This is a genomic window from Stenotrophomonas sp. YJH_SMC_131 (genome assembly GCF_059367975.1).
This window is the reverse complement of the sequence record NZ_JCAFRJ010000001.1, coordinates 494073-518209: the sequence shown is the minus strand read 5'-3', so window position 1 is coordinate 518209 and position 24137 is coordinate 494073. Positions and strand designations below refer to the sequence as shown.

The window sequence follows — 24137 nt, the reverse complement described above, 5'->3', positions numbered from 1 at the left end:
TCAGAGCACCGCGTTGTGGAAGTCGAAGTTCAGGTCGCTGCCGGCCGACTGCACCATGTTGCCCTGGATGTAGTCGACGCCGCCTACCCACATCGCCGCTGCAGCCTGCGGATCCTCGATCTGCTGGCCGATGATCTGCAGTCCGGCGGCATGGGCCTGTTCGATCGTCTTGCGCAGCGCCTCGCGCGTGGCCGGATTGGAATGGCTGCTGGAGAAGCGCGCAGCCATGCGCACGAACGACAGCGGCAGCTGGGTCAGCAGTGCATCGGCCTCGCCGCTGGGTTCGAACTGGCTCAGGCAGAAGCGCACCCCTGCGCTGGCCATGCGCTGGCAGAACTGCTGCAGCGGCACGGTGTGGATCAGTGCGTCGGGCAGGCGCACGTCGATCACCAGCGCACTGCCAGGCAGGTCACGCTGCTGCAGTGATTCCAGCAGCCAGTCGGCGAAGGCATCGCGCTGCAGGGTGCGCAGCGACTGCGAGACGAACAGGCTCAGCGGCTGCGTTGCGTGCCGGTACAGATCCAGCAGGCCCAGTGCGTGGTCCATCACCTGCTGGTCGAGGTCGGCGATGCGCCCGGCGGCTTCCGCGGCGGGGATCACCTGGCCGGCCGCCAGCACCGTGCCATCGGCCTGGCGCAGGCGCAGCAGCAACTGGTATTGCGCGGTGTTGCCGCCTGCCACGGCGACGATCGGCTGGTAGGCCAGTTCCAGCTGGCCCTCCAGCAGCGCCAGGTGTTCCTGTTCGGTGACCGCCTGGCGATGCACATGGCCCGCCACGCCGGCGCTGAGCAGGCGCGCCTGCAGGGTGGTGCGCTCAACCGCTTCCAGCGCACTGCTGGCATCCTCGAAGCCCGGCGACAGCGGCGCATAACCGACCACGCCGCGCAGATGCACGGATTCGTCGTCGCGGATCACGAAGGCGCGGGCCGACAGCTGCTCGCGCAGGCTCGCGGCGATGCCTTCGAGGGCGTCCTCGTCGGCGTTGCGGGCCAGCAGCAGGAAGCTGTTGTCGTTCAGCCGCGCCAGCAGGTGCGGATGGCCGGCTTCGGCCAGGCGCTGCCCGGCCTGCACCATCAGCCGTTCAAACGCGGCATAGCCATAGCGTTCGCGCAGGCCCAGCGCACTGGCCACTTCGATGAAGAACACGCCGCCCCGGTCGCGGTGGGCGAGTGCGGTGTTGAGCTGCTGCAGCACATGGTGGCGCGTCGGCAGGCCGGTTTCCGGATTGCTGGTGGCCGGTGCGCCGGTGGCGCCCGGCAGGGTCGCGGCCTGGGCACGCGCGCGGCGGATGCGGTTGGCCACCGCTGCGATCAGGTGGCGCGGCCGGATCGGCTTGCTCAGGTAGTCGTCGGCGCCGCTGTCGAGCACTTCGAACTGGCGCTCTGGATCCGGATCGCCGCTGAGGAACACGATCGGCAGCAGCTGCAGGCCGGGCTGCTGGCGGATCAGCGCGGTCAGGCGCATGCCGTCCAGCCCGGGCAGGTGCAGATCCATCAGGATCAGGTCGGGGCGGTGCTCCTTGATCGCCTGCAGCGCGGCATCGGCATCGCTGTGCACGATCGCCTGCATGCCGGCGCCGTGCAGCACGCTCTGCGCGAACAGCGCCTGGGCGCGATCGTCTTCAACGATCAGCACGCGGTAGGGCGAGTCCGAGGGCGGCGGGGCCAGATCGTTGTTGCCGGCTTCGGCCAGTGCGATCGGGCCGGGCAGCGGCGGCGGTGCGCTGTTGACCGGCGCCGGGGCATCGGCCGCGATGGGCGGCGTGGCCGCAGCCGTCGGTGCGGCCACAGCGGGGCCTGCCGCCTCGGGTGCCCAGCGCTGCCAATGATCGGCCGGAGGGATTTCAGCGCGTCCCGGGCGGGCGCCCGCGGGGGATTCGTTTGCGGCCATCGGTGCTCCTGGTGTTCGCGTCCATTATGCGACAAGCCCGGTGCTCAACCGGTACTGCTGTGCCCCGGCGGTGCTGCCGATGCACCGCGCGCCAGCCAGCGCACGCCCTTCCACAGCGCGCGCCAGACCAGCCACACCAGCAGCGCGCCGGCCAGGCTGCAGGCCAGCACCACGATCAGCGCGATCCACGGGTGTGCCAAGGCCAGCGCCAGGCCACCGACTACCACGGTGTCCTCGGCGGCGGAGGCGACCCAGTTGCTGGCCGGTTCCGGCGAGGTATTGAGCAGCGCGCGGGTACCGGCCTTCAGGCCGTGGCTGGCGAGGGCGACGCCGGCACCGGCGGCGAGTGCGCCGGCGCCGAGCTGACCGTCCGGCGACAGGGTAGCCGCTGCGAGGAACGCGCCGGCCGGCACGCGTGCGAGCGTCTGCACCAGGTCCCAGACCGAGTCCACGCCGGGAATCTTGTCGGCGAAGAACTCGGCGATGGCCAGCGCCGCCGACGTGCCCAGCACCCACCAGGATTCGGTGGCCTGCAGAGCGGGCGGCAGGTCGACCCAGCCGAGCAGGCCGGCAAGGCCGACGCCGAACACGGTGAGGTAGACGCGGATGCCGGCCAGCCAGGCCAGCAGGATGCCGATCACGAACAGGTGGGCTTCGGTCATGGCGATGCTCCGGCGATGGAACTGTGCAGGGGACCACACTATCGACGATGGCATGCCTGAACGCCACAGACCGTGGCCGGCCACGGCGCAGGAAACCCACCCGTCCTGTCATACACTAGCCCGTCGTTTGCCACAGGGGCCGTACCGGTGTCGCCCTCGCGATACCCCGGAAACCACCCATGACCAACCGTCCTCCCATGCGCGTGCAGGTACGCCTGCCCGGCGCGCCACAACCGCCGGCCGACCGTCGCCGCCTGCTGGTGATCGGCGGCATCTGGCTGCTCAGCCTGGTGCTGGCGGTGCTGGGTGGCTGCTGGATGGCCACGCCACGCGATGCTCAGGGCCAGCGCCTGCAGGCTGCCGAGAAGCGCGCCGAGACGCTGCAGGCGCAGCTGACCGAGCTGCGCCAGAAGCAGGCCACGCTGGAAGCCTCCGACCGCATCAGCCGCGCCGCCAATACCGAGGTGCAGTCCTCGCTGGCCGAGCGCGATGAGGAAATCGCCGGCCTGCGTGCCGACGTTGCCTTCTATGAGCGCCTGGTGGGTTCGACCAGCCAGCGCAAGGGCCTGAACACCCATTCGATCGAGTTCAGCCCGGAAGCGGCCGGCACCTGGCAGTACACCGCCGTGCTGACCCAGAACCTCAACCGCGGCGCCATCAGCCAGGGGCAGATGCGCTTCACCGTGGAAGGCGTGAAGAACGGCAAGCTGGCCACGATCAGCTGGGATGATCTGCACCAGCGCAGCAAGGTGCCGGGACAGGATTACTCGTTCCGGTACTTCCAGCAGCTCACCGGCAGCGTGATGCTGCCGGCTGACTTCACCCCGCAACGCGTGCGGGTGACATTGGGGAGTGGTACGGGGGGTACCACCCAGGTATTCGACTGGAAACAGGCCGGTGCGCCGGCCAGCAAAGGGGAGTAGGCAGATGTTCGGAAGCAGCAAATCCAACCGTGAAGGCCAGCTGGTGGTGGATGCCCTGATCGGCAACCAGGTGGTGATCCGCGGTGATGTGGAATTCAGTGGTGGCCTGTATGTGGAAGGTCGCATCCACGGCAAGGTGATCGCCACCGAAGGCGCCAGCGGCGCGACCCTGACGGTCGCCGAGCATGGCGTGATCGAGGGTGAGATCCGGGCCCAGGTGGTGGTCATCAGCGGCCGTCTGGACGGCGATGTACACGCCACCGAGAAGGTCGAGCTGACCCCCAGCGCACGGGTCAATGGCAACGTCCATTACCAGGTGGTGGAGATGAATGCGGGCGCCCAGCTGAACGGCCGCCTGATCCATGCCAGCGCCCCGATGGCGGCCCTGCCGGCGCCGGAAGGCGATGAGGCCAATGGCAGCAAGGGCGACACCGCCGCACGCCGCAAGCTGGCCGAGGCGATGGCTTGAAAGCCATCCCCGGCACCCCCATGCTGGCACCATGAGCACGCTAGTCTCCCTGCCCGGCGCCACCCCGGTTGCCGCGCCCGATTACCAATCGCTGGAGCGCCCGCTGAACTTCACCGAGTCGGCGGCCGCCAAGGTCAAATCCCTGATCCAGGAAGAGGGCAACCCCGACCTGGCCCTGCGTGTGTACATCGAGGGCGGCGGCTGTTCGGGCTTCCAGTACGGGTTCGAGTTCGACGAGAACCGTGCCGAGGATGACCTGGCGGTACAGACCAGCGGGGTGACCCTGCTGGTCGACCCGCTGAGCCTGCAGTACCTGATGGGCGCCGAGGTGGACTACACCGAGAGCCTGACCGGTGCCCAGTTCGTGATCCGCAACCCGAACGCAAAGACCACCTGCGGCTGCGGCAGCAGCTTCAGCATGTAAGAGGCCTGTGGCCGGAATGTGCCAACCAGGGTTGGCACCTGCCAGAGCGGGTAGATCCACGCCATGCGTGGATGATCCTTCCTGCATCCACAACGGCAGATTGCGCACAGCGCCGACCTTGCCACCCGCATCGATTGGCGGCACGCTTGCAGGATGCCCAATACTCCTTCGCCGCTTTCCGGTTTCGCCTTCGTGGGTGAACCGCTGGAGCGCGCCGATGCCCTGCGCGAAGATGCCGATGCACTGGCGCGCCTGTGGCCGGGCGCGCGCATTCTCGTGCTCGATCAGGACGGCAGCGCCTTCACCGGCGATGACGATCAGCCACTGGCGCTGACCGGCGCCGACATCGGCGGCGGCCCGGGTGCCGCGATCTTCCTCGGCCTGCGCGGAGAGCAGGCGTGGTTCTCGGTTGAAGCCACCAACGTCACCATCAGCGCACCACGCCGGCTTGATCTGCGCCAGGCCGCGCTGCTGTGGTCGATGGCCGATGCGACCGCCTTCAGCTATGCCCGCGGCATGTCGTACTGGCACTCGCGCACCCGCTTCTGCGGCGTGTGCGGCGGCGCCGTGGCGTTTGCCCGTGGTGGCTTCGTCGGCCGCTGCGGGCAGTGTTCCACCGAACACTACCCGCGTGTCGACCCGGCGGTGATCGTCGCCGTGGAAAACCAGGGCCGGCTGCTGCTGGGCCGGCAGTCGAACTGGGCCCCGCGTCGCTACTCGGTGCTGGCCGGCTTCGTCGAACCCGGCGAGACCTTCGAGCAGACCGTGGTGCGCGAAGTCCATGAAGAGAGCAAGGTGCGGGTGACGGCCTGCCAGTACCTCGGTTCGCAGCCCTGGCCGTTCCCGGGTGCGCTGATGGTTGGCTTCCGCGCACAGGCGCAGGATGACCTGCCGACCGTGGACGGTGAGCTGGAAGACGCGCGCTGGTTCAGTGCCGACGAGGTCGGCGCGGCACTGGCGCGCGACGTGGAGGACGATGGCCAGGGTATCCGCCTGTCGCCGCCGATCTCGATTTCGCGCGGCCTGATCGAGCATTGGTACCGGCAGCAGAAGGGCTGAGCCGGGCCGGCTGGGGCGATTGCATTGCCGCCACCTGAACACGGCCCGGGTTACAGTGCGGGTCATCGCGGAGGGCGCCGCTGCGACAGGTAAGGTAGCGGCGCCGAGCGTTCTGTTTCGTAGGGAGACCTGCCATGTTCACCACTCTGGCCGCCGTGCTGGTGGCACTGGCCCTGGGCCATGTTGCTCCGGCCGCTGCTGCCTCGCTGCGCCGTTTCGACGGTTTCCGGCGTTGGCTGGGCTGGCTGGATGCGCGTGGTGGCAAGGCCTGGCAGGGACCGGCCGGCGTTGCCTTGGCACTGCTGCCGCCGCTGTTGCTGATGGTGCTGCTGGCGTGGCTGTTGCGCGGGGTGCTGTTCGGCCTGCCGTCGCTGCTGCTGGGCGTGGCGGTGCTGGCCTGGTGCTGGGGCCCGCGTGACCTGGACCGCGATATCGAGGCCATTATCGATGCCGATGATGCGGCGACGCGGCAGGCTGCAGTGCGCAACCTGCAGTCGGCCGGCGGCAGCCTGCGCGAGGACATTCCGTCACTGGTCGAGGCGACGGTGCTCAACGCACTGCGGCGCTGGTTCGCGGTGCTGTTCTGGTTCCTGTTGCTGGGCCCGGCTGGCGCGCTCGGGTACCGGCTGCTGGCGCTGATGGCGGAGAGCCCGATGCGCGCACGCGTGCCGGTGGAGCCGCTGGCGCTGGCGCAGCGCCTGCTGGGCTGGATCGAGTGGCCGGTGGCGCAGCTGATGGCCTTCTCGATGGCGCTGGTGGGCAATTTCGATACGGCGTGGAAGGCCTGGCGCCAGGCCCATGGCGAACGCCTGGCCGGCAACATCGGGTTCCTTGGCGCGGTGGCGCGGGCCAGCGTCAACGCCGAGCTGCGTGAGGATGCGCACGATTACACCGAGGCAGGGTTGCTGCCGGTGTGGCAGCGGTTGCCGGACCTGCGTGATGCGATGAGCCTGGTGTGGCGGATGCTGCTGCTGTGGCTGGCGGTCCTCGCCCTGCTGGTGATTGCAGGCTGGGTGACGTAGTTGCTTTGCAGGGCTTGCAGCCCTGCACCTGCAGAGGCCAAAGCCAATGCCAGAGCCAAAGCGGCTCTGGATTGCTGAGGGTTGGGCGGGGCGGTGTGGGGCTGCAGGACACGCCGTAAACCCGTCCCTGGGGGCTCGATGGCGCCATCCATGGCGCCAACGGTCCTGCTGCCCCACACCGCCCCACCCCCGACAGTTTCCCGGTGACGGTGGGTCAACCGCGACTGCCGGTGGGTGTCGACCTTGGTCGACACGGTCGATCCACGCCATGCGTGGATACAGAGCGAAGCGATCCGCTTCTGCTTTTGATCTTCTCCTTCTTTTCCGTGGTGGACGCACACGGAAACTGTCCGTGGTCGGGCGGGATGGGTTTGCGGGGGTGTCCGCGGCATGGATGCCGCGGCCAAGACTCCATGGACGGATTCACGGCGTCCCCCGCAAACCCATCCCGTCCGGCCAACCCCAGGGCTTCTGCCTTCAAACGTCGCCCACCGCGAGGGGCTGCGCCGTTGGCTGGAAAACCTAGATCGGTGCCAGTGCGGTGAACGGTGCCCACGGCAGGTTGCGCAGCAGCGCATACCCGGGCAGCACCCAGAGCCAGAACGTGGGATTGGCCAGTACCCGCATCAGCGGGTCGAGCACGCGCGGACGGATGCCGGCGACGTTCAGCAGCATCAGCAGCAGGAACGGCAGGCTGATGACCAGCAGCGGGTTCATCGCCATCGCGCCGGGCAGGTCGAAATGGACCAGTGAATACAGGCAGCGGGTGCTGCCACAGCCCGGGCAGTACAGGCCTGTCAGCGCGTACAGCGGGCAGCTCGGCAAAGGATTGCCGGCGACATACGGATTGACGTTGCGCAGCACCACCGCGGCACCGGCGGCCAGGCCGGTGGCGGCCAGCAGCGGTGCCCAGCGGGCGAATCGGGAGCGGGCGGGAAGTGCGGACATTGCAGCAACGGATCCGGCGCAGGCGCCGGATCCGTCCACGCGGATCAGTAGCCGCTGTTGTTCATTGCACCCATGCCGCCGACAGCGACGATCAGGATGCCGTACAGCACGCCGACCACGACGGCGGCGATGGCCGACCAGATCGCCCACTTCTTGGCCTTGGCGGCGGAGTCCTGGGCACCGGCGATGTCGCCAGCGGCCAGCTTGCCGTTGACCTGCGCGGCGTAGACGATCGACACGATGCCGGCCGGCAGGCAGCAGAACAGGGTGCTCAGGATGGCCCAGACCAGATTGTTCGGGACCTGCGGAGTGGCGGTGTTCATGGGTTCAAGCTCCTTGATGGGTGGTGGTGGTGAATCATTGGTCGGAAAGAGCGCCCAGTACGGCCAAGCCGCCGAACAGCCCGAACCACAACAGCAACAGGACCGGCAGGGCCACGGCCGAAGCCACCGCCCACCAGCCCGCCTTGCGCGACGCACTGTAGGCCCCCGGCAGGTCGCCGGCGGCGCGGCGGCCATCGACCTGGGAGGCATAGACGATCGACACCACGCCCAACGGCAGGCAGCAGAACAGCGTCGTCAGGATCGCCCAGACCAGATGGTTGGGGATGTAGACCGGACGGCTGAGCGGTGGCGGTTGATTCAAAGCAAGACTCCATTCCTTGGTGGCCGGCCATGATGAAACGGCCGAACCTCCCCCCTGTGGGTGCGTAATCTACCTCAACCCGCGCTGCATGTATGCGGTTACAGTCAGATACTGGCCGGTATGGCCCTTGGTCTGACGCATCTGACGGACCTCTGCGATGCATCAGAGGGGAGGATGGGGGCTTGTGGCTGGGACGGTCTACCCGTGGCCGTGCGGTCGATCAGGCGTGATCACCACGCAGGGCCCGCACCTGGGCCTCCAGCACCGGGGCGCTGGTGGCGTGGCCATCCACGGCCGGTGCCGCCACCACCTCGACCGTGGCGCGGAAACGACGCGGCACCCGCATGCGGCCAAGGCGGCTGTCGCGGCGGCTCCACATGCTCGACCACATGCCGCGCAGCGCCATCGGCACCACCGGCACCGGCCGCCGCTCGAGGATCTTCTCGACGCCGGACTTGAACGGCGCCATCTGCCCGTCGCGGGTCAGCGCGCCCTCGGGGAAGATGCAGACCAGTTCGCCTTCGGCCAGCGCCGCGTCGATCTCATCGAACGCACGCTGCATCAGCGCCGGGTCTTCGCGCGCCCCGGCAATCGGGATCGCCTTGGCGGTCCGGAAGATCCAGCGCATCACCGGGATGTTGAAGATCCTGTAGTACATGACGAAGCGCACCGGGCGCGGGATGGTCGCCGACAGGATCAGCGCGTCCATGTAGCTGACGTGGTTGCAGACCAGCAGTGCGGCGCCTTCGTCCGGCACGTTGGCCTCGATGCCGTGCGGGCGCAGCCGGTACAGGGTGCGCACCATCAGCCAGCTGAGGAAGCGCATCAGGAATTCGGGGACGATGGTGAAGATGTAGATCGCCACCAGCGCGTTGGCGATGGCCAGCGCCAGGAACTGCTGCGGAATGGTCCAGTGCAGCAGCTTGTGGGCGGCCAGCGACAGCAGCGCCGCAGCGACGATGAAGCCCGAGTTCTGGATGTTCAGTGCGGCGAACACGCGCGACATCTGCGCCTTCGGCGTGCGGCTCTGGATCAGTGCGAACAGCGGCACCACGAAGATGCCGGTGAACAGGCCGATGCCGATCAGGTCGATGACGATGCGGATGCTGCCGGGCTGCTGCAGGAACGGCCCGATGGTCAGCCCGTGCACTGTCGCTTCGCCGCTGCGGGCGAAGTACAGGTCGAGCAGGAACGCGGTCATGCCGAACGCGCCCAGCGGTACCAGGCCGATTTCCACCGTACGTGCTGACAGCTTCTCGCACAGCAGCGAGCCGACGCCGGTGCCCACCGAGAACAGGGCCAGCGCGAAGATGTACAGGGTCGGCTGGCCGCCCAGGTTGGTCACCGCATAGGCCGGCAACTGCGAGGTCAGCACGGTGCCGACGAACCAGAACCAGGACACGCCCAGGATCGAGTTGCGTACGGCTTTCTGCTGGCGCGCCATGCGCAGCACCGCCAGCGATTCCGGCAACGGGTTCCAGTTGATCTTCAGATTCGGGTCGCCGGCATCGACCTTGGGAATCAGGCGGGCGGCGATGTTGCCGCAGATCGCCAGGGCGATGATCGCGCACGCGGCCACCACCGTGCCGTGACTGCCAGCCACGGTGAACACCAGGCCGCCGACGATCATGCCGGAGAGGATCGACATCGAGGTGCCCATCTCGACCAGGCCGTTGCCGCCGGTCAGCTCTTCTGGCCTGAGCACCGACGGCAGCACTGAGTACTTCACCGGGCCGAACAGGGTGGACTGCATGCCGGTGCAGAACAGCGCGACCAGCAGCACCGGCAGGCTCTGGGTGAGGAAGCCGGTGGCCGCCAGCGACATGATCACGATCTCCATGGTGGTGGTGATCACGATCAGTCGCGATTTTTCCAGTTTGTCGGCGATCTGCCCGGCCAGCGCCGAGAACAGGAAATATGGCAGGATGAAGATGGCCGGTGCCAGGGTGGCGTACAACCCCAGTTCTTCCTCCGGCACAGCCATGAACAGCAACATGCTGATGATCGCCTGCCGGTACACGTTGTCGTTGAACGCACCGAGCGCCTGGACCACGAAGAACGGCAGGAAACGGCGCTGGCGCAGCAGGGCGAACTGGTTGTGACCGGACATGGAACCTCCTTGACCGGCGCAGCCTAGCATTCCTTCCCCTCTGCTGTGGGTGCGGACCTGTGGGTGCGGACCGTTGGTCCGCACACCTGCCAGCACTCTCAGACGATATCGTCGACCACGCCGCCATCCACGCGCAGCGCCGCACCCGAGGTTGCCGATGCCTGCGGCGAGGCCAGGTACACCACCATGTTGGCCACTTCCTCGACCGTGGCGGTGCGCTGGATCACCGAGGACGGCCGGTGCGCCATCACGAACTCACGGCCGATCTGCTCCAGCGGCTTGCCGCTGCGCTGGCGTTCATCCTCGAACATCGCCGCAAAACCATCGGAGAGGGTCGGGCCGGGCAGCACCGCGTTGACGGTGACGCCACTGCCGGCCACGCGCTTGGCCAAGCCGCGCGACAACGACAGCTGCGCGGTCTTGCTGACCCCGTAATGGATCATGTCGGCGGGAATGTTGCGCGCTGATTCGGAGGAAATGAACAGCACGCGGCCCCAGCCGGCATCGACCATTGCCGGTAGCAGCGCACGCGACAGGCGCACGCCGGACATCACGTTGGTCTGCCAGTAGCGCTCCCAGGTCGCGTCATCGGTCTCGAAGAAGTCCTGTGGGCCGAAGATGCCGGCGTTGTTGACCAGGATGTCGACCTTGGGCAGGCCGGCCAACAGTGTTTCGACACCGGCTGCATCAGAGAGATCGGCGGCGAGGCCGAGCACGTCGGCTCCCGGCACGGTGGCGAGCAGGTGCCGGCGGGCGCGCTCGACGCTGTCGGTGCTGCGGCCATTGAGAATGACACGCGCACCAGCGCTGGCCAGTCCTTGGGCGATGGCCCGGCCGATGCCGGCGGTGGAGGCGGTGACCAGCGCGGTGCGGCCACTGAGCTCGATTTTCATGGCGATAGTCCGGAGCGGGGGGAATTGCCCAGTATCCGCGCGGCCGCGTGATCGAACCGCAGCGCCACGCGCAACGCGCCGTTGCACACGGCGCAATTGACCCATGCCACGCGTGGGTGGGATCTCCGATCAGCGATGAGGAGTCAGGTCAGGCTGGTCACCGCTTCATTGGCCGCTGCCCGCACCTTCGGCAGCATTCGCAGTACCAGCGCCATCTGCGTGCGGATCAGCTGCAGTTTCGGCGGCATCGCCTCGTCGATCTGCTCCAGCTCGGCGGCCACCGCGCGGTCGGCGTCGTTGTCATCGTCGGCGACCGGTTGCCGTGCGGTCAGCGCCGAGGCCAGTTGCTGCAGTGCCTTGCGCACGCGCTCGCCGGCCGCCAATGCCAGCGGGTCGCCCGCATAGCTGTCCACCTGGTCGCGATGCGCGCCCAGCGCCGACAGGTGTCCCAGCAGCGTGTTGGACAGCGCCAGGAAGCGGAAGCCGGCATCCAGATTGCGGCGCACATGGCCGGGCTCACGCAGCATGTTCGACAGTGCGGTGGACAGCGCGGCATCGGCATTGTGCATGTCGCGCCGCGCGATGCGGTAGGCCAGGTCGTCGCGCATGCCGCTGCGGTACTGGCCCAGCACCGAATCCAGGTAGCGAGCCGCAGTGTCCAGCACGCGTGCCAGGACGAGATGCAGCTGCCGGCCCTGCCAGTCGGGCAGGACCAGGAACGCGGCCGCCGCTGCGATCGCGCAACCCAGCACCGTATCGACCATGCGCGGCACGATCAGCACGAAGCCGTCGCCGATCAGGTTGAAGCAGGTCAGTGCCATCACCGTGATCGCCGCCGACGCCACCAGGTAGCGGTCGGTGCGGGTGAAGAAGAACAGAAGTGCAGAGAGCAAGGCGATCAGCAGCTGCACGTGCAGCTGCGGGAACAGCTGCAGCAGCGCCCAGGTCAGCACCAGTCCGGCCAGGGTGCCGACGATGCGCTGGGCCAGGCGTTGGCGGGTGGCGCCGAAGTTGGGCCGGCACACGAACACGATGGTCAGCAGTACCCACGAACCGTTCTGCGCATTGAACAGGCGGATCGCTGCAAAGCCGGCAATCAGCGCCAGCGCCATGCGCAGCCCATGCCGGAACAGCACCGAGCCGGGCGTAAGCTGCTGGCGGATGCGCACGCCCATCTCGCGCAGGGTGTGTGGGTTGCTGTCGCGCAGGCGGGTATCGACGTTGTCCAGGCTGGCTTCGGAGCGCTCGGCATCCAGCAGGCGCCGTTCGATGCTGCGCAGGTTGTGCACCAGCAGGTCCAGCGAGCCCAGCAGGCGCTGCCATTGCGGCCGCTGCTGGTCGCGCAGGTAGGCCAGCGCATCGGCCAGGTCGCGCCCGGCCTGCTGGTTGCCTTCGCCGTACACGAACGGACGGCGCAGCCGGATTGCCTCGCCCAGGCGGGCACAGGCCTGTCCCTGCAGGTCAAGCAGGCGCTGGCAGCGGTACAGCACGTCGCTGTGGAAGAACGCGTCCACCAGCGCGCCGTACGGGTAATGCGAGGAACTGGCGCGCTCGTGGAAATCCTGCGCCATGTAGTACAGGCGCAGGTAAAGGCCGGAGTTCACGCCGGGTCGGCCGGAGCGGCCGAAGCGGGCCAGGATCGCGGTCTTGGCCTCGTTCAGCGCGCCGACCACGCGGCGGTTCTGTTCGGCCAGGTCGAGCTGGCGACGTTGCAGGTCGGCTTCGCGCACCGGCTCGAACAGCGCGGCCTTCAGCTGCAGGTAGCGGCCCAGCTCAACGTACAGTCGCGCCACCCGCTCGCGGACCGGCCGGTTGGCGAACAGCGCGGTCCACAGGATCGACAGCAGGCCGTACCAGACCGCACCGGCCAGCAGGTGGCTGACCGCTTCCAGCGCACTGTGCAGGTCGCTGGCACCGTGCTGTTCCAGGCCGATCATGGTGTAGATCGCCAGCGTCACCGTGGCCTGGGCAATGGACGCATAGCGCTCGCCGAGCGCGCCGAGCAGGGTCAGGCCGAAGGTGGACAGCGCCAGCGCGCCGATGAAGATCCACGGCCACGGGAACAGCCAGATGACCGATGCTGCGGCAATGCAGAAGCACAGCAGCGACAGCGCCACCGCCTTGGTCCGGCCCCACCAGTTGTCATCGGTTTCGGCGATGGCACTGGCGATGATGCCGAGGAACACGCCGGGCAGGGCGGTCAGTGCATCCAGCTGCCAGCACACCGCCAGCGCCGCGGTCAGGGCGATGAACACCCGCAGGCCGTAACTGGCCTTCTCGTGGGCCCACAGGCGGCTGAGGCGGGATTGTCGGGCGGACATGCAGGCTCGGTGGAAGGGTCTCCGACCATTATTGCGGGTGTGGGGTGAAATATGGAGTGCGGACCAACGGTCCGCACCCACGGTAGTGGTAGTGCCGGCCGCTGGCCGGCAGATTTGCGGTACGGAGAAAGCCGGCCAGCGGCCGGCTCTACCCATAGATCCACGCCGCGCGTGGATGGGCCCTTCTACGCCCGCTGCGCGCGCTTGAGCAGCTTGGCTTCGCGCCTGCGTGCGCGGCGTGCGCGCCAACGCTCGGCCAGGCACGAGAAGATCACGTACAGCGCCGGCGTGCTGAGAAGGGTCAGGCTCTGCGAGAACAGCAGGCCGCCGATCATCGCGATGCCCAGCGGGCGGCGCAGCTCGGACCCTTCACCCAGGCCGATCGCCAGCGGCACGGCGGCCAGGATCGCGACCATCGTGGTCATCATGATCGGGCGGAAGCGCACGATGCTGGCCTCGCGTGCGGCGTCGCGCGGCGCCAGCCCATGCTCGCGCTGCGCCACCAGGGCGAAGTCGATCATCATGATCGCGTTCTTCTTGACGATGCCGATCAGCAGAACCAGCGCGATCATCGAGATCACCGACAGTTCGGTGTTGGTGCCGAACAACGCCAGCAGCGCACCGACGCCCGCCGCCGGCAGCGTGGACAGGATGGTGACCGGGTGGATCAGGCTCTCGTAGAGCATGCCCAGCACCAGGTAGACGGTCAGGATCGCGGCAAACACCAGGATCAGCATGTCGCTGGGATCTGAATTGAAGCCGAAGCCCGCATCGTCGGCCAGGCGGATGTCGCCAGGCATGCGCATGCCGGCGACGGTGGCATCGATGATCGCCTTGGCCTCACCCATGCTCACGTTCGGAGCCAGGTTGTAGCTGAGGTCCATCGTCGTGTACTGGTTCTCGTGGGTGATCTGCGAGGGGGCCAGGCCGGGCATCTGCGTGGCCACCGCGGTGATCGGCACCATGTCGCCGTTGCGCGCACGCACGTACACCTCATCCAGCGCCGCCGGGGTGGCGGTCTGCGAGGGCAGGGCGTTGACCACCACGCTGTACTGGTTGATGTCCGAATAGATGGTGGAGATCTGGCGCTGGCCGAACGCACCGTACAGCGCGCCGTCGATGGCGCCGACCGTGATGCCCAGGCGCGCGGCCTTGGCGCGGTCGATCTGGATGTTCTGGCGCAGTCCGGCATTGTCCACGTCGGTGCCGACGTCACGCAGCTTCGGGTTCTTCTTCAGTTCCGCCTGCAGCTTGGGCAGCCATTCCTGCAAAGCAGCCAGGTCGTTGCCCTGCAGGGAAATGCGGTACTGCGCGCCCTGGCTGGAACCGCCGCCATCGTTGCTGGGCAGGTCCTGGATCGCGCGCAGGCGCAACTGCAGGTCGGGGTAGCGATCGGCCTTGGTACTGAGTCGCGCCAACGCATGTGCGGTGGTTTCGCGGCGACCGTCGCTGCGTGACTTCAGCTCGATGTTGAACTGTGCACTGGAGCCCTGACGGCCGCTGCCGAGGCGCACACCCACGGTTTTCACTGCCGGGTCGGCCATCAGCATGTCGGTGATGCGACGCTGGCGGGCGACCATGTCCTCGAAGGAGACGGTGGCGCTGGAATTGGCGCGGCCCCAGATCAGGCCGGTGTCCTGCGGCGGGAACGCGCCCTTCTTCACCGCCCCGAACAGGAAGATGGTGACGCCGATCAGGATCAGCGGCGTCAGCGACAGCAGCAGCGCGTGGCGCAGCGAGAAGTCCAGGAACACGGTGTAGATGCGCAGCATGCGCTCGTGGCCGGCATCCAGCCAGCGTCCGAAGCGCGACGGCGGCGCGCTGTGGTCATGGGCGCTGAGGAAGCGGCTGCACAGCGCCGGGGTCAACGTCAGCGAAACGATCATCGAGACCACGATGGCCGCCACCAGGGTGACGGTGAACTCGCGGAAGAACGCGCCCATCATGCCGCTGGCGAACAGCAGCGGGATGAACACCGCGACCAGCGAGGCGGTGATCGAGACAATGGTGAAGCCGATCTCGCGCGCACCGGTCAGCGCCGCCTGCATGCGCGGCATGCCCTCATCGAGGTGGCGCATGATGTTCTCGATCACCACGATCGCATCGTCCACGACGAAGCCGATCGCGATCACCAGCGCCAGCAGGCTCAGGTTGTTCAGGGTGAAGCCCATCACGTACATCACCAACGCGGCACCGGCCAGCGACAGCGGTACGGTCACTGCGGCGATCAGCGTCGGTGCCAGCCGGCGCAGGAACAGCGCCATGGTCAGCACCACCATCGCCAGGCTGATCAGCAACGTGATCTGCACTTCATGCAGCGACGAGCGGATGGTCGGCGTACGGTCGAAGTACGGCGTCATCGTGGTGCCGGGCTGCAGGTAGTCGCGCAGGGTCGGGATCTGCGCCTTGACCCGGTCCACGGTCTCCACGATGTTGGCGCCGGCACGGGTGAACACGTACATCACCACCGCCGGCTTGTGGTCGAACCACGCGGCCTGGTAGGCATCCTGCTGGCCGTCGTAGACGTTGGCGATGTCCTTCAGGCGGATCACCCGGCCATCGCCCTGGGTCTTGACCACCAGATCGGCGAAGTCGGCCGCACGCGCCACCGAATCGTTGGCGATGATCGCGGTGGTGGTGTTGCCGTCGCTGAGGAAGCCGGTGGGCGAGGTCACGTTGGCCGCGCGCACCGCATTGCGCAGGTCATCGGCGGTCAGGCCCAGCGCGTTCATCAGGCGCAGGTTGACGTCCACCCGCACCGCTGGCGTCGACGCGCCGGCGATGTCGACCGAGGCGACGCCACTGATCTGGCGGATGCGCTGCGCCAGCAGCGAATCGGCGACGTTGTACAGCTCATCGGCCGACTGCGTCTGCGAGGTCAACGCGATGGCGATCACCGGGTCATCGTTCGGGTTCGCCTTCTGGTACATCGGCGACCCCATGCCCGAGGGCAGGTCGGCCTGGGCCGAGTTGATCGCCGTCTGCACGTCCAGCGCGGCCGAATCGATGTTGTGGCCGCTCTGGAAGATCATGAACACCAGCGAGCTGCCTTCCGAGCTCGACGAGCGCATGCGGTCGATGCCCGGCAGCTGGCCGAGGTGGCGTTCCAGCGGCGCGGTGACCGTGGAAGCCATGGTCGCCGCATCGGCGCCGGACTGGCTGGCATGCACGAAGATCACCGGGATCTCGATGTTCGGCAATGCCGACACGCCCAGGCGCAGGTAGCAGATCAGCCCGACCATGAACAGGCCGATGGCCAGCAGCGCGGTGCCGATCGGGCGGCGGATGAAGGGGCCGGACAGGTTCATCGTGCGGCCCCTTGCAGCAGCGGGGCGTGGATCATGCCTGCGGCTCCTGCAGCGAACCGTAGCGCAACGCACGCTGCTCGCGGCGGCGGGCAAGCCACTCGGAGAAACGCTCCATGTACAGGTAGATCACCGGCGTGGTGTAAAGGGTCACCAGCTGCGACAGCAGCAGGCCGCCGACGATGGCGATGCCGAGCGGGCGGCGCAGCTCCGAGCCGATCCCGGTGCCCAGGGCCAGCGGCAGCGCGCCCAGCATGGCCGCGGCGGTGGTCATCATGATCGGGCGGAAGCGCAGCAGGCAGGCACGGCGGATCGCTTCGTGCGCGTTGGCACCGGCGCGGCGGGCCTCGATCGCGAAGTCCACCATCATGATGCCGTTCTTCTTGACGATGCCGATCAGCAGCACGATGCCGACGATGCCATCCACCGACAGGCTCAGGCCGCACAGCATCAGCGCCAGCAGCGCGCCGACACCGGCCGGCGGCAGCGTGGAGATGATCGTGATCGGGTGGATGTAGCTCTCGTAGAGCACGCCCAGCACGATGTAGATCACCACCAGCGAGGCCAGCAGCAGCCACACCACGTCCGTCTGGCTGCCAGTGAACTCGGCGGCCTTGCCGATGAACTCGGCATGCAGGTGGGTGGGCATGTCCAGGCTGTCCTTGGTCTCCTGGATTGCACGCACCGCTTCGGACAGCGAATAGCCCGGCGCCACGTTGAACGAGACCGTCACCGCCGGCAGCTGCTGCTGGTGGCTGACCACCAGTGGCGCGCTGCTCACCTTGCCTTCGGCCAGCGCCGACAGCGGGATGATGTTGCCGGCGCCGACGGTGATGCCGGTGTTCTGCGCGCCGATGCCGGTGGCGGTCGACGAGTTGGACGAGGTGACCTGGCCGAAGCTGGTGGCGTTGGTGCCGGTCAGCGCGCCGGCGCCATTGGAGGCCACCGCCAGCTGCTCCATCAACGCGGTGCTGGTGCGGAACTCCGGCGCCACTTCCAGCACCACGCGATACTGGTTGAGCTCGGTGAAGATGGTGGAGATCTGGCGCTGGCCGAACGCATCGTAGAGCGTGTCGTCGATGGTCTGCATCGGCACGCCCAGCACGCTGGCCTTGTCGCGGTCGATGTTCAGCTCCAGGGCGCGGCCCTGGTTGGACAGGTTGTTGTCCACGTCAGCCAGTTCCGGGCGCTTGCGCAGCGCTTCGGTCAGGCGCGTGGCCTGGGTCGCCACCGTTGCCGAATCGACGTCCGACAGCGAGTACTGGTACTCGGTGGCGGCCACGCGGGTATCCAGGGTCACGTCCTGCACCGGCTTCAGGTACAGCGCCACGCCGGGAATGCCGGCCACCGCCTTCTGCAGGCGCGGCAGGATCTGCTCCAGGCCATCGCGCTGGCTGCGCTCCTTCAGCACGATCGACAGCTGGCCCTGGTTGAGCGTGGGGTTCATGCTGCCGGCACCGATGAACGCCGACACGCCGGTCACATCCGGGTCGTGGCGCAGTGCTTCGGCGACCTGCTTGGTGCGCTGTTCCATCTGCGGGAAGGCGATGTTCTGGTCGGCCTGCACCACGCCGGTGATCAGGCCGGTGTCCTGTTCGGGCAGCAGGCCCTTGGGAATCAGCACATACAGCAGCACGGTCAGCACCAGTGCACCACCGGCCACGGCCAGGGTCAGGCGCTGGTGGCCCAGCACCCAGTCCAGGCTGTGCTCGTACAGGCCGACGGTGCGCGTCCACAGGTTCTGCTTGCCGGCCGCTGCCGCGCGCTCATGCGCGTCCTCGCCCTCGGGCAGGGCGTCGGGCTTGAGCAGGTAGGCACACATCATCGGGGTGAGCGTCAGCGAGATCAGCATCGACAGCACCACCGCGATGCTCAGCACCCACGCGAACTCGTGGAACAGGCGTCCGGTGACGCCGGGCATCAGCAGCAGCGGCAGGAACACCGCCACCAGCGAGACGGTCAGCGACAGCACGGTGAAGCCGATCTGGCGCGCGCCGATCTCGGCCGCTTCCTTGCCACTCTTGCCCTGCTCAATGTAGCGCACGATGTTCTCGATCATCACGATCGCATCGTCGACCACGAAGCCGGTGGCCACCACCAGCGCCATCAGCGAGAGGTTGTCCAGCGACATGCCGGCGAACGCCATCACCGCGAAGGTGCCGGCCAGCGACAACGGCACTGCCACCGACGGGATGATCGTGGCCCACAACCGGCGCAGGAACACGAAGATCACCGCCACCACCAGGCCGATGGTGAGGATCAGGGTGAACTGCACTTCATGCACCGAGGCGCGGATGGTCTCGGTACGGTCGTTGAAGATCTCCAGGTGCACGTCGGCCGGCAGCACGCCCTGCAGCTGCGGCAGGATCGCGCGGATGCGCTCGACGGTCTGCACGATGTTGGCACCAGGCTGGCGCCGGACTTCCAGCAGCACCGCCGGCTTTCCATCGGCCCAGGCGGCCAGCTGGTCGTTCTCCACGCCATCGATCACCTCGGCCACGTCCGACAGCCGCACCGGGCGGCCGTTCTTGTAGCTGATGATGGTGTCGCGGTACTCGGCGGCGCTGGCCAGCTGGTCGTTGGTGCCGATGCTGTAGGACTGCGTCTTGCCGTTCAACGAGCCCTTGGGCGCATTGACGTTGGCCTGGGTCAGTGCGCTGCGCAGCTGCTCCAGGGTCAGGCCCATGTTCGACAACTGCGCCGGATTGACCTGGATGCGCACGGCAGGGCGCACGTTGCCGGCGATCGACACCAGTCCCACGCCCTGCACCTGCGACAGGCGCTGGGCCAGGATCGAGTCGGCGTAATTGTTGACGTCGCGCAGCGGGCGCGTGTCGGAGGTCAGCTTCAGGGTGACGATGGCCGCGTCGGCCGGATTCACCCGGTTGTAGACCGGCTGGTAGGGAAGCGACGAGGGCAGGGGGGCCTGGCGGATCGCCGCCTGCACGTCCTGCGCGGCGATGTCGATGTCGCGGTCCATCGAGAACTGCAGGATGATCGTCGACAACCCGGCCGACGAGTCGGAGGTCATCAGCTCCAACCCGGAAATCTGCCCGAACTGGCGCTCCAGCGGGGTAGTGACCAGCGAAGCCATGGTGGTGGCGTTGGCGCCGGGGTACTGGGTGGTGACCACCAGGCTGGGCGCATCGATTTCCGGCAGCGCCGACACCGGCAGCTTGCGGTAACCGAGGATGCCCAGCAGCAACAGGCCCGCCATCAACAGCGAGGTGGCGATCGGGCGGCGGATGAAGATCGTCGAAAAGCCCACGGACTGATCCTTGCTGGCACTTCAATGTCGGCGCCGGCGGGTATGCCGGCGCGAGGGAGATCAGTGGCCTGCGCTCAGCGCGGGCCACCACCGCGACGGCCACCGCCGCCTGCGTTCTTCTGCTCGGCCGCCTTCAGTTCGGCCTCGGTCGGTGCGGCCGGGGTCTCGCCCGGCTTCAGCGCGGTGACCTTGCTGCCCGGCTTCAGGCGGAACTGGCCTTCACTGACCACCCGCTCGCCGCCCTTCAGGCCTTCGGCGATCTGCACCTGGCTGTCGCCCACTTCCACGCCGCTGCGCACCGTCTGCATCTTTACCGTGTTGTCGCCCTGCACGATGTAGACGTACTCGCCATCCGGGCCACGCAGCACCGCCTGGGTGGGGATGACCACACCACCGGCGATCGTGCGCAGCTGCATGCGCACGTTGACGAACTGGCCCGGCCACAGGCCGTTGTCGGTGTTGTCGAAAATCGCACGCGCCTTGAACGTGCCGCTGTCGGCACTGATCAGGTTGTCGACCACGTCGAGCTTGCCGTCGCCGGACAACACATGCGAATCGGCACGGTCCAGCGCGGCCACCGGCACCGTGCCGGCGGCCTGCGCCTGGCGCACGTCGCCGAGCTGGCGCTCGGGCAGGTTGAACAGCACGTGGATCGGATGGATCTGGGTCAGCGTGACCAGCGCGGTGCCGGCGTTGACCACGTTGCCCGCGTCGACCGCGCGGATGCCGGCGATGCCGGAGATCGGTGCGGTGACCTTGGTGTACTGCAGCTGCACCTGCGCCGAACGCATGCTGGCCTCGTTGGCGGCCACGGCGCTTTCGTACTGTGCCACTTGGTTTCGCTGTGTATCCAGATCGGTCTTGGCGACGTACTGGCGATACTCAGGCGCGTTCGAGCGCTGGAAGTTGGAGCGCGCAGTGGCCAACAGGGCTTCGTTCTGGCGCTTGGCTGCGGCGGCCTGGTCATAGCTGGCCTGGGCCGTGCGCGGATCGATCACCGCCAGCACGTCACCCTGCTTCACTTCCTGGCCTTCGCGGAAATTCAGGCTCATCAGCTGGCCGCCGACCTGCGGGCTGACGGTAACGGTGTTCATCGCAGTCACCGTGCCCAGCGCGCTGGCATACACCGGCACGTCCTGGCGCGTGGCCTCCACCACGGTCACCGGTACTGGACCGGCATTCGGATCCTCGCCGCCCTGGCGCGCCCCCGCAGCTGCACCACCGGCCTTGTCCTTGCCCCCGCCCATGACGCGCAGGCCGACCACGGCCAGCACCAGCACTGCCACGACCAGCAGCACGATCTTCCAAACACGTGACATTACGAGGACTCCGAGAGGGCTGGACCAGGCGGGACGCCGGGGCAATGCGCAAAGCATACCTGTGCCACATCACGTTTCCTGCATGACGGATGGGACGGGCGCTAAGACCGGATCGAGCGCCGGAGGTTCCCGTGGCGGCGGTGTTGCCCTACATTCAGCTGGAACCCTTCTGCTGTGGAGATTGCGATGCGCCGTTCGCTGCTGCTGTCCGCCCTGCTGCTGGCCCTGCCGGCCCTTGCCCACGCCCAGGACGGGCAGCGCCCGGAAGTGACCGCCGCCGCGCAGCGGCTGCAGGCCAAGGTGGTCGAATGGCGCCGCGATTTCCACCAGCATCCGGAGTTGTCCAACCGCGAGGCGCGCACCTCGGCCGAGGTCGCCAAGCGCCTGCGTGCGATGGGCCTGAAGCCGAAGACCGGCATCGCCCACCACGGCGTGGTTGCGATCATCGAGGGCGGCAAGCCGGGGCCGAAGATCGCCCTGCGCGCCGACATGGACGCGCTGCCGGTGACCGAGCAGACCGGCCTGCCGTTCGCCTCCAAGGCCACTGACCAGTACCGCGGGCAGACCGTGGGCGTGATGCATGCCTGTGGCCATGACGCGCACACCGCGACCCTGCTCGGCGTGGCCGAAGCACTGGTGTCGATGAAGAAGGACCTGCCGGGCCAGGTGATGCTGATCTTCCAGCCGGCCGAGGAGGGCGCACCGCCGCCGGAAGAGGGTGGTGCGGCACTCATGCTGAAGGAAGGCCTGTTCGCCGATTTCAAGCCGGAAGCGGTGTTCGGCCTGCATGTGTTCTCCAGCGTGCAGGTGGGTCAGATCGCGGTGCGCGGTGGCCCGTTGATGGCGGCCTCGGACCGGTTCGGGATCAAGGTGATCGGCCGCCAGACGCATGGTTCGGCGCCGTGGAACGGGGTTGATCCGATCGTCGCCACCGCCGACCTGGTGGGCACCGCGCAGACCATCGTCAGCCGCCGCGCCAACCTGTCCAAGCAGCCGGCAGTGCTGACCTTCGGCGCGATCAACGGCGGCATCCGCTACAACATCATTCCCGATGAAGTGGAGATGGTCGGCACCATCCGCACCTTCGACGAAGGCATGCGCCAGCAGATCTTCGCCGACCTGCGCAACGTGGCCGAGCACACCGCCGCCGCGCATGGTGCCAAGGCGGTGACCGAGATCTACGAAGCCGATGGCAACCCGGCCACGGTGAACAACCCGGCACTGACCGCGAAGATGCTGCCGAGCCTGCAGGCGGTGGTGGGCAAGGACAACGTATACGAGCCACCGCTGCAGATGGGTGCGGAAGATTTCTCGCTGTACGCGAAGGAAGTGCCGGGCATGTTCTTCTTCGTCGGCTCCACCAGCGCGGGCATCGATCCGGCAACGGCGCCGGCGAACCATTCGCCGAAGTTCCTGCTGGATGAGAAGGCGCTGGATGTCGGGTTCCGCGCGCTGCTGCAGGTGAGCCTGGATTACCTGCACGGTGCCGGCACCCCGGCGGGGTGAGGGTTTCCGCAGGGCTTGCAGCCCTGCACCCGCTTGGATCAACGGCAACGTCAACGTCAAAAGCGGGCATTCCGTGGGATGGCGGGGTGGGTCCGGTTGAGGGGGACGCCGTAAACCCGTCCCTGGGGGCTTGGCCGCGGCATCCATGCCGCGGACACCCCCTCAACCGGACCCACCCCGCCTTCGACAGTTTCCCGCGGCTGTTGGTGCCCGCTGCTGTTGGTGGGTGCCGACCGTTGGTCGGCACGGCGGACGTCATGAACGTCTGAAGGATCGGATTCTGATTTTGATTTTCCTGATCTTTCCCGTGGTGGATCGGCGACAGAAATGTGTCGGAGGGCCGGGCGGGTGGGATGGGCGGGGTATCCGCGCCATGGATGGCGCGGCTAAGCCCCCAGGGATGGGTTCACGGCGTCCCCGCCCATCCCGCCCGCCTGGCCCACACCCCGGAACCCAGGCTTTCGACGACCCACCAACCCCACCACGGAGGGGCTCCGCCGTTGGCCAGCCCGGCCGAAGGCCCGCCGTCCGCGCGATACAATGGCGCCCATGAACACCCCACAGGATTCCAGCCTCGGTCGCGAGGTCAGTTACCCGTCGCAGTACGATCCCGGCCTGCTGTTCCCCATCCCCCGCATCGGCGCCCGCGCCGAGATCGGCCTCGATGACGCCGCGCTGCCGTTCGTCGGCCACGACCGCTGGCATGCCTTCGAGCTGAGCTGGCTCGACGCGCGTGGCAAGCCGCAGGTCGCCGTCGCCACCGTGCAGGTGCCGTGCACCTCACCGCGGTTGATCGAATCGAAGTCGTTCAAGCTGTACCTGAACTCCCTCAACAGCACCCGTATCGACAGCGCCGAGGCACTTCGTGGGCGCCTGGTGGCTGACCTGTCGGCCTGCGCCGGTGCGCCGGTGGAGGTCGAGTTCGGCCTGCCGGGCCTGCGCGAGACGCCACTCGGTGAATCCATCGACGGCCTGGATGTGGAGATCGACTGCTACGGCCCGCCGCAGGCAGACTTCCTCGCCGCTGATGCCGGCGAGGTGGTGGAGGAAACCCTGGTCTCGGCGCTGCTGAAGTCCAACTGCCCGGTTACCGGCCAGCCGGACTGGGCCACGGTCAGCCTGCGCTACCGCGGGCCGAAGATCGACCGCGCCGGCCTGCTGCGTTACCTGGTCAGCTACCGCGAGCACGCCGAGTTCCACGAGCAGTGTGTTGAACGGATCTTCAGCGAGGTGTCTGCGCGCTGCCAGCCGCAGTGGCTGGAAGTGGAGGCCCGCTACACCCGTCGTGGCGGCCTGGACATCAACCCCTGGCGTGCCAGCCCGGGCATCGCCGCCCCGGCCGCGACCTACCGCGAACTGCGGCAGTAACCGCC

Annotated in this window: 18 protein-coding genes; 7 read left to right on the top strand and 11 right to left on the bottom strand. The window is 67.7% G+C overall.

Annotation, left to right across the window (positions count from 1 at the left end):
• Positions 1–1890, bottom strand: a complete 1890-nt coding sequence (locus AC5P56_RS02335; RefSeq protein ID WP_495231443.1) for an EAL domain-containing protein — start codon at positions 1888–1890, stop codon at positions 1–3.
• Positions 1891–1934: 44 nt separating this feature from the next.
• Positions 1935–2552, bottom strand: a complete 618-nt coding sequence (locus AC5P56_RS02330; RefSeq protein WP_049407839.1) for a DUF4126 domain-containing protein — start codon at positions 2550–2552, stop codon at positions 1935–1937.
• Between the two features lie 179 nt (positions 2553–2731).
• Between AC5P56_RS02330 and AC5P56_RS02325 the strand changes: the two genes are divergently transcribed.
• From AC5P56_RS02325 to ampE, 5 genes are all read left to right on the top strand, one after another.
• Positions 2732–3475: a DUF6776 family protein gene (locus tag AC5P56_RS02325; RefSeq protein WP_005411304.1), complete on the top strand. Its 744-nt coding sequence runs from the start codon at positions 2732–2734 to the stop codon at positions 3473–3475.
• A 4-nt stretch (positions 3476–3479) separates the two neighbouring features.
• Positions 3480–3944 carry a bactofilin family protein gene (locus tag AC5P56_RS02320; RefSeq protein WP_049440055.1) on the top strand — a complete coding sequence of 155 codons (465 nt, stop codon included), beginning with the start codon at positions 3480–3482 and terminating at the stop codon, positions 3942–3944.
• Between the two features lie 31 nt (positions 3945–3975).
• A complete protein-coding gene (gene erpA, locus AC5P56_RS02315) occupies positions 3976–4368 on the top strand; it encodes an iron-sulfur cluster insertion protein ErpA (protein WP_005419789.1) in 393 nt (130 codons plus the stop codon).
• A gap of 153 nt (positions 4369–4521) precedes the next feature.
• Positions 4522–5427: an NAD(+) diphosphatase gene (nudC, locus tag AC5P56_RS02310; protein WP_014648655.1), complete on the top strand. Its 906-nt coding sequence runs from the start codon at positions 4522–4524 to the stop codon at positions 5425–5427.
• Positions 5428–5561: 134 nt separating this feature from the next.
• Positions 5562–6449: a regulatory signaling modulator protein AmpE gene (ampE, locus tag AC5P56_RS02305; RefSeq protein ID WP_014648654.1), complete on the top strand. Its 888-nt coding sequence runs from the start codon at positions 5562–5564 to the stop codon at positions 6447–6449.
• 522 nt (positions 6450–6971) lie between these two features.
• Here the strand turns inward: ampE and AC5P56_RS02300 are convergent.
• The 9 genes from AC5P56_RS02300 to AC5P56_RS02260 form a co-directional block, all read right to left on the bottom strand.
• Positions 6972–7397 (bottom strand): DUF2752 domain-containing protein, encoded by a 426-nt coding sequence (locus AC5P56_RS02300; RefSeq protein WP_014038725.1) that lies wholly within the window; start codon positions 7395–7397, stop codon positions 6972–6974.
• A 44-nt stretch (positions 7398–7441) separates the two neighbouring features.
• Complete coding sequence (locus AC5P56_RS02295) at positions 7442–7720, bottom strand: CD225/dispanin family protein (protein WP_014648653.1); 279 nt, start codon at positions 7718–7720, stop codon at positions 7442–7444.
• 34 nt (positions 7721–7754) lie between these two features.
• The gene (locus tag AC5P56_RS02290; RefSeq protein ID WP_005419784.1) at positions 7755–8042 is read right to left on the bottom strand and encodes a CD225/dispanin family protein; all 288 of its coding nucleotides are present in this window, start codon (positions 8040–8042) and stop codon (positions 7755–7757) included.
• Positions 8043–8262: 220 nt separating this feature from the next.
• Positions 8263–10152 (bottom strand): MFS transporter, encoded by a 1890-nt coding sequence (locus tag AC5P56_RS02285; RefSeq protein ID WP_046432845.1) that lies wholly within the window; start codon positions 10150–10152, stop codon positions 8263–8265.
• 98 nt (positions 10153–10250) lie between these two features.
• Positions 10251–11045 carry an SDR family NAD(P)-dependent oxidoreductase gene (locus AC5P56_RS02280; RefSeq protein ID WP_049440057.1) on the bottom strand — a complete coding sequence of 265 codons (795 nt, stop codon included), beginning with the start codon at positions 11043–11045 and terminating at the stop codon, positions 10251–10253.
• Between the two features lie 143 nt (positions 11046–11188).
• Positions 11189–13366: a YccS family putative transporter gene (yccS, locus tag AC5P56_RS02275; RefSeq protein ID WP_014648650.1), complete on the bottom strand. Its 2178-nt coding sequence runs from the start codon at positions 13364–13366 to the stop codon at positions 11189–11191.
• 185 nt (positions 13367–13551) lie between these two features.
• Positions 13552–16674, bottom strand: coding sequence for an efflux RND transporter permease subunit (locus AC5P56_RS02270; protein ID WP_495231442.1), 3123 nt, complete (start codon positions 16672–16674; stop codon positions 13552–13554).
• Between the two features lie 31 nt (positions 16675–16705).
• A complete protein-coding gene (locus AC5P56_RS02265; RefSeq protein ID WP_495231441.1) occupies positions 16706–19939 on the bottom strand; it encodes an efflux RND transporter permease subunit in 3234 nt (1077 codons plus the stop codon).
• Between the two features lie 74 nt (positions 19940–20013).
• The gene (locus AC5P56_RS02260) at positions 20014–21258 is read right to left on the bottom strand and encodes an efflux RND transporter periplasmic adaptor subunit (RefSeq protein ID WP_014648647.1); all 1245 of its coding nucleotides are present in this window, start codon (positions 21256–21258) and stop codon (positions 20014–20016) included.
• Positions 21259–21444: 186 nt separating this feature from the next.
• Here AC5P56_RS02260 and AC5P56_RS02255 point away from each other — a divergent pair, with 186 nt between their 5' ends.
• Complete coding sequence (locus AC5P56_RS02255) at positions 21445–22764, top strand: M20 family metallopeptidase (protein WP_032957881.1); 1320 nt, start codon at positions 21445–21447, stop codon at positions 22762–22764.
• A gap of 549 nt (positions 22765–23313) precedes the next feature.
• Complete coding sequence (queF, locus tag AC5P56_RS02250) at positions 23314–24132, top strand: NADPH-dependent 7-cyano-7-deazaguanine reductase QueF (RefSeq protein WP_495231439.1); 819 nt, start codon at positions 23314–23316, stop codon at positions 24130–24132.
• The last annotated feature ends 5 nt before the right edge of the window (positions 24133–24137 follow it).

Bases quoted from the DNA above. Each gene is read 5' to 3' on its own strand.
- AC5P56_RS02260 (WP_014648647.1), bottom strand. From the start codon at position 21,258: ATGTCACGTGTTTGGAAGATCGTGCTGCTGGTCGTGGCAGTGCTGGTG.
- AC5P56_RS02300 (WP_014038725.1), bottom strand. From the start codon at position 7,397: ATGTCCGCACTTCCCGCCCGCTCCCGATTCGCCCGCTGGGCACCGCTG.
- AC5P56_RS02270 (WP_495231442.1), bottom strand. From the start codon at position 16,674: ATGAACCTGTCCGGCCCCTTCATCCGCCGCCCGATCGGCACCGCGCTG.
- AC5P56_RS02280 (WP_049440057.1), bottom strand. From the start codon at position 11,045: ATGAAAATCGAGCTCAGTGGCCGCACCGCGCTGGTCACCGCCTCCACC.
- erpA (WP_005419789.1), top strand. From the start codon at position 3,976: ATGAGCACGCTAGTCTCCCTGCCCGGCGCCACCCCGGTTGCCGCGCCC.
- AC5P56_RS02255 (WP_032957881.1), top strand. From the start codon at position 21,445: ATGCGCCGTTCGCTGCTGCTGTCCGCCCTGCTGCTGGCCCTGCCGGCC.
- AC5P56_RS02320 (WP_049440055.1), top strand. From the start codon at position 3,480: ATGTTCGGAAGCAGCAAATCCAACCGTGAAGGCCAGCTGGTGGTGGAT.
- yccS (WP_014648650.1), bottom strand. From the start codon at position 13,366: ATGTCCGCCCGACAATCCCGCCTCAGCCGCCTGTGGGCCCACGAGAAG.
- AC5P56_RS02335 (WP_495231443.1), bottom strand. From the start codon at position 1,890: ATGGCCGCAAACGAATCCCCCGCGGGCGCCCGCCCGGGACGCGCTGAA.
- AC5P56_RS02325 (WP_005411304.1), top strand. From the start codon at position 2,732: ATGACCAACCGTCCTCCCATGCGCGTGCAGGTACGCCTGCCCGGCGCG.
- AC5P56_RS02330 (WP_049407839.1), bottom strand. From the start codon at position 2,552: ATGACCGAAGCCCACCTGTTCGTGATCGGCATCCTGCTGGCCTGGCTG.
- AC5P56_RS02295 (WP_014648653.1), bottom strand. From the start codon at position 7,720: ATGAACACCGCCACTCCGCAGGTCCCGAACAATCTGGTCTGGGCCATC.
- nudC (WP_014648655.1), top strand. From the start codon at position 4,522: ATGCCCAATACTCCTTCGCCGCTTTCCGGTTTCGCCTTCGTGGGTGAA.
- queF (WP_495231439.1), top strand. From the start codon at position 23,314: ATGAACACCCCACAGGATTCCAGCCTCGGTCGCGAGGTCAGTTACCCG.
- AC5P56_RS02285 (WP_046432845.1), bottom strand. From the start codon at position 10,152: ATGTCCGGTCACAACCAGTTCGCCCTGCTGCGCCAGCGCCGTTTCCTG.
- ampE (WP_014648654.1), top strand. From the start codon at position 5,562: ATGTTCACCACTCTGGCCGCCGTGCTGGTGGCACTGGCCCTGGGCCAT.